The 13,468-nt window shown below is 65.5% G+C and carries 9 protein-coding genes; 3 read left to right on the top strand and 6 right to left on the bottom strand.

What is annotated here, in order from left to right; translation table 11 throughout:
- Positions 1–7: 7 nt before the first annotated feature.
- A complete protein-coding gene (locus NCS00_RS14350; RefSeq protein ID WP_008354124.1) occupies positions 8–790 on the top strand; it encodes an ABC transporter substrate-binding protein in 783 nt (260 codons plus the stop codon).
- A gap of 94 nt (positions 791–884) precedes the next feature.
- On the top strand, positions 885–2,474 hold the full coding sequence (locus NCS00_RS14345) for a DHA2 family efflux MFS transporter permease subunit (protein ID WP_008354125.1): 1,590 nt from the start codon (positions 885–887) through the stop codon (positions 2,472–2,474).
- A gap of 21 nt (positions 2,475–2,495) precedes the next feature.
- Here NCS00_RS14345 and NCS00_RS14340 read toward each other — a convergent pair whose 3' ends face one another.
- From NCS00_RS14340 to NCS00_RS14330, 3 genes are all read right to left on the bottom strand, one after another.
- On the bottom strand, positions 2,496–2,933 hold the full coding sequence (locus NCS00_RS14340; protein ID WP_175982964.1) for a DUF29 domain-containing protein: 438 nt from the start codon (positions 2,931–2,933) through the stop codon (positions 2,496–2,498).
- Positions 2,934–3,026: 93 nt separating this feature from the next.
- Positions 3,027–6,713, bottom strand: coding sequence for a DUF748 domain-containing protein (locus tag NCS00_RS14335; protein WP_250440338.1), 3,687 nt, complete (start codon positions 6,711–6,713; stop codon positions 3,027–3,029).
- Between the two features lie 157 nt (positions 6,714–6,870).
- Positions 6,871–8,334, bottom strand: coding sequence for a DUF1254 domain-containing protein (locus tag NCS00_RS14330; protein ID WP_250436328.1), 1,464 nt, complete (start codon positions 8,332–8,334; stop codon positions 6,871–6,873).
- 412 nt (positions 8,335–8,746) lie between these two features.
- Between NCS00_RS14330 and NCS00_RS14325 the strand changes: the two genes are divergently transcribed.
- The gene (locus NCS00_RS14325; RefSeq protein ID WP_250440337.1) at positions 8,747–10,990 is read left to right on the top strand and encodes a heavy metal translocating P-type ATPase; all 2,244 of its coding nucleotides are present in this window, start codon (positions 8,747–8,749) and stop codon (positions 10,988–10,990) included.
- On the opposite strand, the gene NCS00_RS14320 is transcribed toward NCS00_RS14325, so the two are convergent.
- Genes NCS00_RS14320 through cdhC form a run of 3 tightly spaced genes read right to left on the bottom strand, consistent with a single transcriptional unit; the run spans position 10,930 to position 13,330 of the window.
- A complete protein-coding gene (locus tag NCS00_RS14320) occupies positions 10,930–11,412 on the bottom strand; it encodes a thioesterase family protein (protein ID WP_175982930.1) in 483 nt (160 codons plus the stop codon). The genes NCS00_RS14325 and NCS00_RS14320 overlap by 61 nt on opposite strands.
- A 20-nt stretch (positions 11,413–11,432) precedes the next feature.
- Positions 11,433–12,380, bottom strand: coding sequence for an L-carnitine dehydrogenase (locus NCS00_RS14315; RefSeq protein ID WP_250440336.1), 948 nt, complete (start codon positions 12,378–12,380; stop codon positions 11,433–11,435).
- Positions 12,381–12,400: 20 nt separating this feature from the next.
- A complete protein-coding gene (gene cdhC, locus NCS00_RS14310) occupies positions 12,401–13,330 on the bottom strand; it encodes a 3-dehydrocarnitine:acetyl-CoA trimethylamine transferase CdhC (protein WP_250440333.1) in 930 nt (309 codons plus the stop codon).
- Between the last annotated feature and the right edge of the window lie 138 nt (positions 13,331–13,468).

The raw sequence follows: 13,468 nt of genomic DNA, 5'->3' as shown, positions 1-13,468 counted from the left end.
CAACACGATGAAACTGAACCACATCGCCAGCGCGCTGTTCCTCGCATGCACGTTCACGAGCGGCGCCGCGCTTGCCGCCGATACGCTGCGCTTCGGCCTCGAAGCGCAATATCCGCCGTTCGAATCGAAATCGTCGACGGGCGAGCTGCAAGGGCTCGACATCGACGTCGGCAATGCCGTGTGCGCCGCCGCGAAAATGCAGTGCAAATGGGTCGAGACCTCGTTCGACGGCCTGATCCCCGCGCTGCAGGGCCGCAAGTTCGACGCGATCAACTCGGCGATGAACGCGACCGAGCAGCGCCGCCAGGCGATCGATTTCACGACGGTCGTGTATCGCGTGCCGACGCAGCTCATCGCGAAGAAGGGCAGCGGCATCGAGCCGACGTCGGCATCGCTGAAGGGCAAGAGCGTCGGCGTGCTGCAAGGCTCGATTCAGGAGACGTTCGCGAAGGCGCACTGGGAAAACGACGGCGTGAAGGTCGTGCCGTATCAGGATCAGAACCAGGTCTACGCCGATCTGAAGTCCGGCCGTCTCGACGCGACGCTCGTGCTCGCGCCCGCGGGACAGAGCGGCTTCCTGTCGAAGCCGGACGGCGAAGGCTTCGCGTTCGCCGGTGCGCCCGTGCGCGACGACAAAATTCTCGGCAGCGGCATCGCCTATGGCATCCGCAAGGGCGACGATGCGCTCAAGACCAAGCTCAACGCGGCGATCGAGAAGGTCAAGGCGGACGGCACCATCGACAAGTACGCAAAGAAGTATCTGGGCGATATCGATATTTCGGCGAAGTAAGCAGCTTTTTTTGAGCGCAGGCACACTGGCGGCTTGATCTTTTCCGGCCGCCAGCCGCGTCTTGCAAGCTGGCGGCCTCAAGCATGGAAGCCGCATGAGCACGCCGACGACGCCCAAACCCGCCGCCGCACCGTCACCCTCACCGTCCGCGCCGCCGCCGCTCGAAGGCGGCAAGCTCGTTCTCGCCACCTTCGCGGTGGCGCTCGCGACGTTCATGAACGTGCTGGATTCGTCGATCGCCAATGTCGCGATCCCGACGATCTCCGGCAATCTCGGCGTGTCCGTCAACGAGGGCACGTGGGTCATCACCGTGTTCGCGGCGTCGAACGCCGTCTCCATTCCGCTGACCGGCTGGCTCACGCAGCGGCTCGGGCAGGTGCGTCTTTTCGTCGGCGCGATCCTGATGTTCGTGCTGTCGTCGTGGCTGTGCGGGCTCGCGCCGAATCTGCCGGTGCTGCTCTTCGCGCGCGTGTTGCAGGGCGCGGTCGCCGGGCCGCTGATTCCGCTGTCGCAGGCGATCCTGCTCGGCTCGTATCCGAAAGAGAAGGCGTCGATGGCGCTCTCGCTGTGGGCGATGACCGCGACCGTCGGCCCGATCGCCGGTCCCGCGCTCGGCGGCTGGATCACGGACAGCTATTCGTGGTCGTGGATCTTCTATATCAACATTCCGGTGGGCATCTTCGCGGCGGGCGTGACGTGGATCATCTACCGCGACCGCGAATCGCCGACGCGCAAGGCGCCGATCGACGTGATCGGTCTTCTGCTGCTCGTCTCGTGGGTCGCTTCGCTGCAGATCATGCTCGACAAGGGCCGCGATCTCGACTGGTTCTCGTCGCCGCTGATCGTCGTGCTGGCGATCGTCGCGGTGATCGCGTTCGCGTTCTTCGTCGTGTGGGAGCTGACGGACAAGAATCCCGTCGTCGATTTGCGGCTTTTTGCCGGGCGCAATTTCTTCGGCGGCACGGTGGCGATTTCGGTCGCGTACGGCGTGTTCTTCGGCAATCTCGTGTTGCTGCCGCAATGGATGCAGCAGTATCTGAATTACCGGTCGATCGACGCCGGGCTCGTCACCGCGCCGCTCGGCATTTTCGCCGTGATCCTCGCGCCGATCATGGGCAAGGTGCTGCCGCGCAGCGACGCGCGCATCATCGCGACGGCGGCGTTCGTCGGCTTCGCGTTCGTGTTCTGGCTGCGCTCGAAGTACGTGATCGAGATCGATACGTGGCATCTCGTCTTGCCGACGCTGCTGCAAGGCATTCCGATGGCGATGTTCTTCGTGCCGCTCACGGCGATCGTGCTATCGGGCTTGCCGCCGTCGAAGATTCCCGCGGCGGCGGGGCTGTCGAATTTCGCGCGGGTGTTTTGCGGCGCGGTAGGAACGTCGCTCGCGGGCAATGCGTGGGACAACCGCATCGCGCTGCATCACGAGCGGCTCACCGAGCAGGCGAATGTCTACAATCCGGCGTTTTTGCAGTCGCTCGGGCTATCGCAATCGACGCTCGACGTGAGTGAAGCGCAGGCGCGCGGCATGTTCAATTTCACCGTCAACTCGCAAGCCGCGATGATGGGACTCAACGATATCTTTCTGATCTCGGCGGTGATCTTCATTCTGATCATTCCGCTGATCTGGATTACGAAGGTGGCGAAGGGCGGGGGTGGCGGGGCGGCGTCGGGGGCGCATTGAATGATGCTCGCGCCCCGGGTGCTATTCGGGCAGAAAGCCCTCCTCCAGCACTGACGACATCGGCCATGGACAGCTTGCGGGAAACGTATCGACTTCGATACGGGTTTCATTCGCCGCCTGTTCCCGCGCATCGCCCCACATATCGGCGATCCAGTCCTCCTCGGTAAGCATGGGCTTGAGACTCGGCGTTCTCTTCAATCGACGTCCGATTGCCTCCCGCTGCACCCGAATCGTGGTTTGCCAGCTTGCGCCACGCCGCTCCGGCTGAAACTGCCACTTCAGCAAATGCGCCAGCAAGATCGCCATCCTGCTTGCAAATTCCCGCTGTTCACTCTTCCCCACGTCCTCGATTTCCTCAGCGATATGCTCGATATCGATGGACGCAAATTTCCCCGCACGCAGCAGCGCCGCCTGTTCCCAGGCCCACGCCACCACGTCCTTCTCATAAGGCGTTCCCATCGGCTGACTCCCGTTCTCTTCATCGTTCCCGGTGTCGCCGATATTAGTTTGCATTCCTTTGTTCATCCAGATCGTCCGTTTGGCCAACGCTCGTCACTTCAGCCCCAGTTCGACGCGCGAACCCGCGCCCTTGTCCTTGATGTCGTCCGCACTCATCTTCGGCGCGACGACGAAAATCCGTTTGCTGTCGATTTTCCCGTCGAAATATTCCTGCACCGCCTGCGCGCGACGCTGCGCCAGATCGCGCAACGATCCTTCGTCGACCGGTGCGTTCTTCGTGAGCGCGGCTTTCATGTCCTCATCGGGCACCGACTTCGTCATGCCGATGAAGTTCGTCGGCTTCTTGAAATCGGCCGACTTGTACGCCTTCGTCAGATACTTGTCGTAGTCCGCGTCCGTCACCTTGATCGCGTTCCAGTCGACGTTCTCGCCATTGCTCGACATGTCGCGCACCTTCGCGCGCTTCACCTGTTGATCGAGCCACGCGGAACGCAACGCCGGCTCGTCCGTCTTCGGATCGACGCGGCCCGTCACGTCCAAGCGCACCGACGGCTTGTCCGCCAGCGCCTTCGCGATCGTATCGAGCTTCTTCTGCGCGGCATCGTTCAGCGTGGCCGAGCCCGCATCGAATTCGATGTAGTTGAGATCCTCGCCGCCGCCGCCGCCGAACGCATGCGCGAGCAGCGTGAACGGCGCGGTCACCGCCTTCTGCACCAGATTCACGATAGCCTGCCACACGAGCCCACCGATCGAAAACTCGGGATTGTCCAGCGAGCCGGAAATCGGAATATTGACATCGATCTCGCCGCGCGAATTCTTCAGCAGCGACACCGCGAGCCGCACCGGCAGCTTCGTCGCCGTCGGATTGTCGACGTGATCGCCGAACGTCAACTGATCGATGAACAAGTGATTGTTCGCCGTGAGCTTGTTGTCGGCGAGCATGTAATGCAGATCGACGTTGAGCTTGCCCTTCGTGATCGGATAACCCGCGTACTTCGACGAATACGGCGTCAGATTCGTCAGCTCGACGCCATGCGCGCTCGCGGTCAGATCGAGCGCGGGTTTCTCGATGAGCGGATTCACCTGCCCCTTGATCGACACCGGCCCGTTCGCCGCGAGTTTCGCCGACACGTCGACGGGCGCGGACGTGGTCGAATGCGTGCCGAACGCGCCGATCGTCCCGTTGATCGCAACGAGATTCGCGGTGTAGTTCGGCTTGATGAAGTTATCGGTGTAAGTGACGCGGCCGTCCTGCAGCACGAGCTGGCCGAAGCGCATGTTGACCGGCGGCCCCGACGGCTTCGCCGCCGTCTTCACCGGCACCGTCGCGCTCGCAGCGGCCGGCGCGGACGCGCCCTCTTCCTTCGCACGGTCGCGCGTCACCGATTGCGGGCCGTTGTCGCCGGCCACGACGCTCTTGAGGTTCAACCTGCCCTGCGCGTCGAGCAGCACCCGACCGTAGAACTTGGCGAAGGTCACGCGCGCCGCTTCGACATCGGTGCCGCGCTCGCTGTAGTCCGCCTTCACGTTCGAGAGCGAGAGCAGCTTCCAGCCGGCGAAGCGGTCGGAGGTCGCCTTGTCGAGCATGCGTACGTCCGTCAGCGACACGTCGCCCTTATAGGACGCCGCGAGCGTCTTGCCGCTGCCCGACATCGCGACGTCGCCGTTCGCGTTCAGAAACGCGCTCGTCACGTCGATGTTGAGCATGTCGCCGAAATACGGCTCGAACGCGGAGGCGTCGACCTGATCGCCCTTGACGTGCAACGCGAGCTTGAGCGGCGACACCGTGACGTTGCCGCCAATCGCGAGCGCCCCCTTGCCGTTCAGCGTCAGCTTGCCGTCGACGGCGAGCGGTTTCGTCAAATCGTCGCCGAACTGCCTGACGTTGAGCGCGAGCGGCGCGACGCGCAGCTTGACCGGCTTCGTCGTGGTTTCATCGGTGATATTCGCCGATGCATCGGCGAGCGCGATCTCGCCGATCCGATACCGCCACGCCGGCCCCGCCGCCTGCGCCTTCTGGATCCTGCGCGTCGCCGACTGCTCGGGCGCGGCTTCGTGCGGCGCGGCGAGCGCGGCCAGATCGATGCTGCCGTCCTTGCGGCGCGTCGCATCGAGCGCGAGGCCGTTCAATTGCACGCTGTCGAGCGTCGCGTTGCGCGCGGACACATCGACCTTGGCGATCTTCGCCGTCGCCGACGCCAGCTTGATCGGCGCGCCGCCGCCCGCGTCGGGCGCGAGCGTGAGCGCATCGAGCTTCACATCGCCCGCGCCGATTTGCACGCCGCCATCCGCCTTGCTCCAGTCGACCGACACCGGCAGATTCGCGCCGAGCGTGCCGCTCGTCACGCGCGCGGCCACCATGTTCGCGAGATACGGCTGCAACGGCGGCAGCGCCAACGCGCTCAGCGCGAGCTTTGCGTCCGCCGTTTTCGTGGCGAGCGTCACGTTGCCCGATGCATCGAGCGCGCCGCCCTTGTCGAATGCCGTCTTGAGCGTGTATTTCGCGGGCGTTTTGGCAAGCGTCGAGAAATCGTCGAGCGTCACGGCGAAGCCGGTCAACGCGGCCTCAACACGCTGTTTGAGCAACTGGTCGTCGAGCGCGATCCGGCCGTCTTGAATCGCGAGGTGGCGAATCGCCAGATCGAGCGGCGGCGCTTCCTTCTTGACTTCCTCCGCTGAAGGCTTCGGCGCGGGACCGGCCAGCTTCTGCACGTTCAGTTGACCCGTCGAATCGCGCGCGAGATGGACATCCGGATTGGACAGCGTCACTTCGTCGAGGTGATAGACATCGCGCAGCGGCTCGGCATTCGCGATCTTCACGTGCAGCGCGCGGGCCGCGATGAGCGGCGCGCTCGCCTTGTCCGTCACCGCGAGATCGGCGAGCTCGGCGGTGCCGTCGATGCGGATCGTCGGGGTATCGCCCGAGATCGCGAAGCGCACGTTGAGATCGGTCGAGAGCTTGCCGCTCGTCACCGCGACCGGCACCGACGCCGGCGCGTAAGACGCCATCTGCGGCACGTCGAGGCCGTCGAGCGTGAGCGCGATTTCCGATTCGCGCGACTGCGCAAACGGCTTCGTGCGACCCTTCACGACGAGCGGCGAGCCGTCGATGCGGGCCTGCAACAGCGGCGTCACGAAGATATCGGTGGCGGACGGCAGCGTCGCGATGAACGGAATGCCGAGCGCGAAACGGTCGACGACGTGCTTCGTTCTCAGAAGCCTGTCATCGAACGTGATCTGGCCGTTTTCGAGCTGAATGTTCGATACCGAGAAGCGCGCAGGCTTGTCCGAAGGCGGCGACGATGGCTTCGCGAACTTCGCGATCAGATCGGAGAAATTGAAATGCTCGCCGTCGAAACGCACGACGCTGATACGCGGCGAATCGATCTTCAGTTCGTTGACGACCGGCGCGAGTTTGAACACCGACGCCCACGACGTACGCACGACGAGCCTCGACACATCGACAAAACCGGCCGCCGCGCCCGGCGCCTTCGCGAGATTCGCGGGCGATTCGCCGATATGGACGTCATCGGCTTCCAAATCGAGCGTGTACGGATTGAGCCAAATACGCCTGATGCTGACGGGCCGGTCGAGCTGCTTTGCGAGCTGTTGCTCGGCGATATGTCGGATAACCGGCGGCGCGACGAAGAACCCGAGCACGCCGATAACGAGTATCGCGATCAGCAAGCCGATGAAAAAGCGCCGCGTGCGCCGCGCGTGAACGACGCCGCGCAGCGTCTGCCCGGCGGAGGCGAGAGAAGACTTCGTGATGCTCGACATTCGATGCGCGACGACGAGCCGCCGTCCCCGGAAAGATGATGTTCGAGTATACGACGATGCGACCCGCAAACGTTCGCCAAAGCGTGCGTCAAACGCATGAAGGCCGCGAAAAAATCGCGGCCTTCATGTTCGATTCAACTGTTTGCGCGCAGCGGAATCACTGCCGTTCGACTGACGGCGGCGCCCACGAGCCGTCGCTCGCCTGCGGCTTGGGCGCATAAAGACGCATCGTGAGCTGGAACTGGCCTTCGGGCGCGGGCAGCCAATTCGCTGTCTGCGCGCGGCCCGGCGACTTCGCCGACACGATCACGTCGATGGAGCCATCGCGATTCTTCTTCAGCCGGTCGCGATCGGAAAGCGAGAGCCGCGGCAGTTTCGCATCCGAGAGCGCCCCGTCCTTCGTGTAGGCGGTCAGGGTCCAGAAGCCGCGCACCGGCGGCAGTTGCTCGGGCTCGAAGTGCAGCGTGTACGCGTTCGCGCCGTCGAGTGCGTGGCCTTCGCTGTCCACGTGCGTCACCGGCTTCACTTCGCCTTCCTTCGTGCTCGTCGCGGTCTGCCGGCGCGCAAGATAGGCGCGCAACGTGTAATCCGTACCGTAGACGCCGACGCCATCGCCGAACCAGGTCCAACCGTTCTTCGTGATCGCGTTGGGCGGCGTCGTCTCGAGCCGCTCGCGTGCATCGGCGAGACCGGAATCGAGCAGCGGTGCGTCGGTCTTCTTGAACTGCACCGGCTCGCCCGGCTTCACGCCGAGATCGGCGAGCTGGCTGATCGCGTGACTGTCGTCGGTGGCGGCGGGATTGTCGTCGAGCGAGCGGGCGAGGCGCGCGAAGAACGCGTTCGCATCGAGCGCTTCGGCCTGCGCGCCCGGCGCGATCGTCGCCAGCGCGGATGGCAGCGGCGGCACCGCGGGTTGCTTCGCGCCGTTCGCGGGCCACGCGCCGGAGACGACCGGCGTCGGATCGGCGGCGGAGCCTTTCGCGGGCGTCAGCGTGTCGATTCGCATCGCGGTCTGCAGCTTGCGCGCTTCGCGCACGTCGCGCGCGCCGTTCACGCGCACGCGCACCGAAAGCCACACGTAACGTGTGCGCGTTTCGACGCGCGTCGCGTTCGCGGGCAGCGTGCCGGTCCAGCCAGCGGGCACGAACGCGATGAGCTGCATCTTCGGATAGGGCGTCGTGTCGGCGCTGGAATAGAGCGCGTTGGTCCACGCATCGAACGCGCGGGCGTCGAGATAGCGGCCGCGCGGCGCGGCGGGCAGCGTGACGATCACCGGATCGGCGGACACATCGAGCCATGCCGACGATTCGAGCGTGTCGACGCTCGCCCAGCCCGGCGCGCCGGCGGGCGGCAGCGCGCTCGCGTGACGGAAGGTGTTGAGCGGCGTCTGGCCGGGCTGCCCGGCGCGGCCGCTGGCGCGTTCGCGCGCGATATCCGACGCGACGAGCGGAAAGCCGAAGGTATAGGCATCGGCGACCTGATTCTTCACCCAGCCCGTGCTGGTCGCCTTGGCTTCGGGCTGCTTGGTCGCACAGCCCGAAAGGACCGCCATGCCGGCGAGACTCACGCTCATCCAGATTGCGGTGTTGAGCGGAAACGTCCAGCGTCGCTTGTTCTTCATTCGAATGGAAATCCAGTTCTTCTTTCGATTTGGGTTCTCGCACGCATCTTCGTAGGAGCGATGCGCGGCACGCTCGGAAGCGTATCGGCGCCGCTGCCACTCCCCGCGCGGCGCGCCACGAGCGTTATCTCGAAATTCGGGTTTTAACTTATCCGCTGACGATAGGCAAGATTAAGTCAGCAAAAGCGCTGCGGCATGCCGAAGAATGCACCAGATGCCGGTCAAAAGCACTGAATGGCGCGCTTTTCGTCCTTCGAATACGGTCTTCTCGTAGCATTTCGCGCTCCCGCGCGGCGGGACTCGATATTGCACGACGCGCTTCATTCAGGCCTTGACCTTCCAGTCATTGGAAGGTCGATACTGTTCCTTATGTGGGATCTTCGCGATCCCGGCCAGAACGGAGCGTTTCGATATGTCCACAGCAGCATCCGACCATCCGCGGACCGCGGAATTGTCCGTCAGCGGGATGACGTGCGCGTCGTGCGTCGCGCGCGTCGAGAAAGTGCTTAAACGCGTGCCCGGCGTCGAAAGCGTCGCGGTCAATCTCGCGACCGAGAAGGCGACCGTGCACGCGAGCGCCGCCGTCACCGACGATCAGCTCGTCGCCGCCGTCGCCAAAGCCGGCTACGAGGCCGCGCCGATCCTGCCCGACGCCGCGCCGGAGCTCGCCGTTTCCTCCGGATTCGATCGCGAGCTCGCGGCCGTGCTCGCGTCCGCCGTGCTCACCGTGCCGCTGCTCGCGCCGATGTTCGGCCTCACGCTCGACCCGTGGCTGCAACTCGCGCTCGCGAGCGTCGTGCAGTTCGGCTTCGGCGCGCGTTTCTATGCGGGCGGCTATCGCCCGGTGCGGGCGTTCGCGGGCAACATGGATCTGCTCGTCGCGCTCGGCACGTCGGCGGCGTGGGGCTTGTCCGTCTGGCAAATGTTCGGGCACGGCGGCATGACGGAGCATCTGTTCTTCGAGGCGTCGGCGGTCGTCATCACGCTGGTGCGCTTCGGCAAATGGCTGGAAGCGCGCGCCAAGCGCCAGACCGCCGACGCGATCCGCGCGCTCAACGCGCTGCGTCCCGACAAGGCCCGCGTGCGCGACCGCGACGATCCGGCGCGCGAACGCGAAGTGCCGCTCGCTCACGTGCGTATCGGCGATATCGCCATCGTGCGGCCGGGCGAGCGCGTGCCGGTGGACGGCATCGTGCGCGAGGGCCGCACGCACATCGACGAATCGCTGATTACTGGCGAAAGCCTGCCGGTCGCGAAGGACCCCGGCGCGCGCACGACCGGCGGCTCGATCAACGGCGAAGGCGCGATCGCGATCGAAACCACGGCGATCGGCGCGGAAACGACGCTCGCGCGCATCATCCGTCTGGTCGAATCGGCGCAGGCGGAGAAGGCGCCGATCCAGCGGCTCGTCGATCGCGTATCGGCGGTGTTCGTGCCGGCGATTCTCGCGATCGCGCTCGTCACGCTCATCGGCTGGCTGCTGCACGGCGCCGATGCCGAAACGGCGCTGCTGAACGCGGTCGCGGTGCTCGTGATCGCGTGCCCGTGCGCGCTCGGCCTCGCGACGCCGACCGCGATCATGGCCGGGACCGGCGTCGCGGCGCGTCAGGGCATTCTCATCAAGGACGCGCAGGCGCTCGAACAGGCGCACGCGATCAAGATCGTCGCATTCGACAAGACCGGCACGCTGACGGTCGGCAAGCCGGGCCTCGTCGCGTTCGATGCCGCGCCGGGGCAGGATCGGAGCGCAGCGCTCGGACTCGCCGCCGCCGTGCAGCGCATGAGCGAGCATCCGCTGGCGAAGGCCGTCGCCGCCGCCGCGAGCCACGCACCGCGCTTCGAGGCGAGCGCGGCGCGCGCGGTCGCCGGACGGGGCGTGGAGGCGAACGTCGGCGCGCGGCGGATCGCGATCGGCAGTGCGCGCTGGGTCGCGGAACTGGGTTTTGACGTGCCGCCGACGCTCGCCGCGCGCGCTCGCGAACTCGAAGCGCAAGGGAACACGATCTCGTGGCTGATCGATCTCGACGGAGAAGTCCTCGCGCTGCTCGCGTTCGGCGATACCGTCAAGCCGACCGCGCGCGATGCAATCGAACGTCTTGCGCGCATGGGCGTGAAGAGCGCGCTCGTCACCGGCGACAACGAAGGCAGCGCGCAAGCCGTCGCGCGCGCGTTGGGTATCGCGCCGGAACGCGTGTTCGCGCAGACCTTGCCCGACGACAAGGCGCGCGTCGTCGCGCAACTCAAGGCGTCGAACGAAGGCATCGTGGCGATGGCCGGCGACGGCATCAACGATGCGCCCGCGCTCGCCGCCGCCGATATCGGCATCGCGATGGCGAGCGGCACCGACGTCGCGATCGAGGCGGCCGCCATCACGCTGATGCGCGGCGATCCGGCGCTCGTCGCGGACGCGATCGATATTTCGCGGCGCACGTATCGCAAGATTCAGCAGAATCTGTTCTGGGCGTTCGTCTACAACCTGATCGGCATTCCGCTCGCGGCGTTCGGCCTGCTCGATCCGATGTTGGCGGGCGCGGCGATGGCGTTTTCGAGCGTGAGCGTCGTCACGAACGCGCTCTTGCTGCGGACGTGGCGCGCTCAGGCCGGCGCGGCCGCTGACGAAGCGCGCGCCGGCAAGCCGATCACGCGGCCCGCGTAACGCGCGTCCTTCGGCGCGACCGCAGGTTCGGCGGCGATGCGCGCGGCGATGTCATCATCGAACGATGCGGATTTCGGCGCGCCGCTCGAATCGATGTGCATCAGCATCTGCTCGCACGCGCAAACGGCCTCCGTCGCGTCGCCTTCGAACATCTCCATATAGAGATGCACGCGCTTTTTGTCATGCGCGATCACGCGCCACTCGACGCGCACCGGCGCGCCCTCCTTGATCTCGCGCAGATACGTGACATGCGCTTCGAGCGTGTAGAGCGTGCGCTGGCGTGCGCGGCGGCCCGCGTCGTCGAGACCGATGCGGTCCATGAAGGCATCGGTCGCGAGGCTGTAGATCAGCATGTAGAACGCGTCGCGCAGATGGCCGTTGTAGTCGACCCATTCGGGTTTGACGGTGTCGCGATAGGTCATCGTGGTGCCTTGCGGTTCCGTTAGTCTTCGATCCCGTGACGCGCTTTCGCCTGCGCGATCGCCTCGATCACGCTCGCGATGCAGTCGTCGCGATAACGCTCCAGTTCCTTGATGCCGCGTCCGTTCGTCTGATTCGACGTACCGTCGACGACGCGGTCGATGAGTTCGTCGGTCAGTGTCGGCGCGACGAGTTTCGTCCACGGCAATTCGAGCGCGGGGCCGAACTGCTGCATGAAGTGTCGCATGCCCGCTTCGCCGCCCGCCAGCGTGTAGGTCAGGAACGTGCCCATGAACGACCAGCGGATGCCCGCGCCGTAGCGGATGGCGTCGTCGATTTCGCCGGTTGTCGCGACGCCGTCGTTGACGAGATGCAGCGCCTCGCGCCAGAGCGCTTCGAGCAGCCGGTCCGCGATGAAGCCGGGCACTTCCTTCCTCACGCGCAAGGGCCGCATGCCGATGGACGCGTAGAAGCGCATCGCGGCATCGATCGCTTCGCCGGATGTCGCTTCGCCGCCGAGCACTTCGACGAGCGGCAGCAGATACACCGGATTGAACGGATGCCCGACGACGCAGCGCTGCGGATTCACGGCGCGCGCGTAGAAGTCGGTCGGCAGAAGGCCGGACGTCGACGACGCGATGATCGCATCGGGCTTCGCCGCGCGGCTCGCGCGTTCGTGCAGCGCGCGCTTGAGTTCCTCGCGTTCGGGCGCGCTTTCCTGGATGAAGTCGGCATGGGCGACGCATTCCTCGACGGTATCGACGAAGCGCAATCGTTGTTGCGACGCGCCCGGCGCCAGTCCGACGCGCTCGAGCGCCGGCCACGCGTTCGCGACGTTCGCGCGCAGTTGCGCTTCGGCGCCGGGCGCGGGATCCCACGCGGCGACGTCGAGTCCTGCTCCGAGGGCGCGCGCCACCCAGCCGCTGCCGATCACACCCGCGCCGAGCGCGGCGAATTGCTTGACTTGCATGTCTTCGTGTCCTTGTCGGTTCAGGCGAATTGTTCCGCGATGCGTTTTTCCAGCAGGCGTTCGCCGCGCGCCGGGAGGCCGAGCTTCTTGCGGCCTTCCGCGGGCGTGAGCGCGCGTGCGCCGAGCCGCTCGATGATTTCCACCGCGCGCTGGACGAGCGCGCCGTTGGTCGCGTGCACGCCGCGATCGAGCCACAGGTTGTCTTCGAGACCGACGCGCACGTGTCCGCCGAGGAGCATCGCTTGCGCGACCATCGGCATCTGCATGCGGCCGATGCCGAAGCCGGCCCAATGCGCGCCGGGCGGGAGGTTATCGACCATGGCTTTCATCGTGCCGGTGTTGGGCGGTGCGCCCCACGGAATACCCATGCACAGTTGAAAGAGCGGCGGGTTGTCGAGCAGGCCTTCTTTCAGAAGTTGATTGGCGAACCACAGATGGCCCGTGTCGAAAATTTCCAGTTCGGGCTTCACGCCGAGTTCCTGGATGCGTTTGGCGCCGGCGCGCAGTTGCGCGGGCGTCGATACGTAGATGTAGTCGCCGTCGCCGAAATTGAGCGTGCCGCAGTCGAGCGTGCAGATTTCGGGCAGCAGTTCTTCGACGTGCGCGAGGCGCGTGAGGCCGCCGACGAGGTCGGTGCCTTTGCCGAAGCGCATCGGGTCTTCGCCGGCGCCGATTTCCAGGTCGCCGCCCATGCCTGCGGTGAGGTTGATGATCACGTCCGTGTCCGATGAGCGGATGCGGTCTACCACTTCGCGGTATAGCGAGGGGTCGCGGCTGCCTCTTCCTGTCTTCGGGTCGCGAACGTGGCAGTGGGCGACGGTGGCGCCCGCGCGGGCCGCTTCTATCGCTGCTTCGGCTATTTGCTTCGGCGTGACTGGGATGGAAGGGTGCTTGCCGGTCGTGTCGCCAGCGCCGGTTACTGCGCAGGTCACTATCACTTCGTAGTTCATTTTCGATGTCCTTTAGGGTTCCTGTATTTTTTCTTCGGCTTTCGTTAAGTCCTGATTTCGCGTCGGTCTATTAGCACTGCCCCTGTGCGGGGCGGCACTCACTTTCTTTGCTGCTGCCGCTTCGCCGGATCCCGTATT

The organism is Caballeronia sp. AZ1_KS37 (genome assembly GCF_023631165.1).
Taxonomy (GTDB): Bacteria; Pseudomonadota; Gammaproteobacteria; order Burkholderiales; family Burkholderiaceae; genus Caballeronia; species Caballeronia zhejiangensis.
This window is presented reverse-complemented; position numbering and strand designations above follow the sequence as displayed.

Excerpts from the sequence above, each read along its gene's own strand:
- NCS00_RS14350 (WP_008354124.1), top strand. The coding sequence starts at position 8 with ATGAAACTGAACCACATCGCCAGCGCGCTGTTCCTCGCATGCACGTTC.
- NCS00_RS14345 (WP_008354125.1), top strand. The coding sequence starts at position 885 with ATGAGCACGCCGACGACGCCCAAACCCGCCGCCGCACCGTCACCCTCA.
- NCS00_RS14340 (WP_175982964.1), bottom strand. The coding sequence starts at position 2,933 with ATGGGAACGCCTTATGAGAAGGACGTGGTGGCGTGGGCCTGGGAACAG.
- NCS00_RS14335 (WP_250440338.1), bottom strand. The coding sequence starts at position 6,713 with ATGTCGAGCATCACGAAGTCTTCTCTCGCCTCCGCCGGGCAGACGCTG.
- NCS00_RS14330 (WP_250436328.1), bottom strand. The coding sequence starts at position 8,334 with ATGAAGAACAAGCGACGCTGGACGTTTCCGCTCAACACCGCAATCTGG.
- NCS00_RS14325 (WP_250440337.1), top strand. The coding sequence starts at position 8,747 with ATGTCCACAGCAGCATCCGACCATCCGCGGACCGCGGAATTGTCCGTC.
- NCS00_RS14320 (WP_175982930.1), bottom strand. The coding sequence starts at position 11,412 with ATGACCTATCGCGACACCGTCAAACCCGAATGGGTCGACTACAACGGC.
- NCS00_RS14315 (WP_250440336.1), bottom strand. The coding sequence starts at position 12,380 with ATGCAAGTCAAGCAATTCGCCGCGCTCGGCGCGGGTGTGATCGGCAGC.
- cdhC (WP_250440333.1), bottom strand. The coding sequence starts at position 13,330 with ATGAACTACGAAGTGATAGTGACCTGCGCAGTAACCGGCGCTGGCGAC.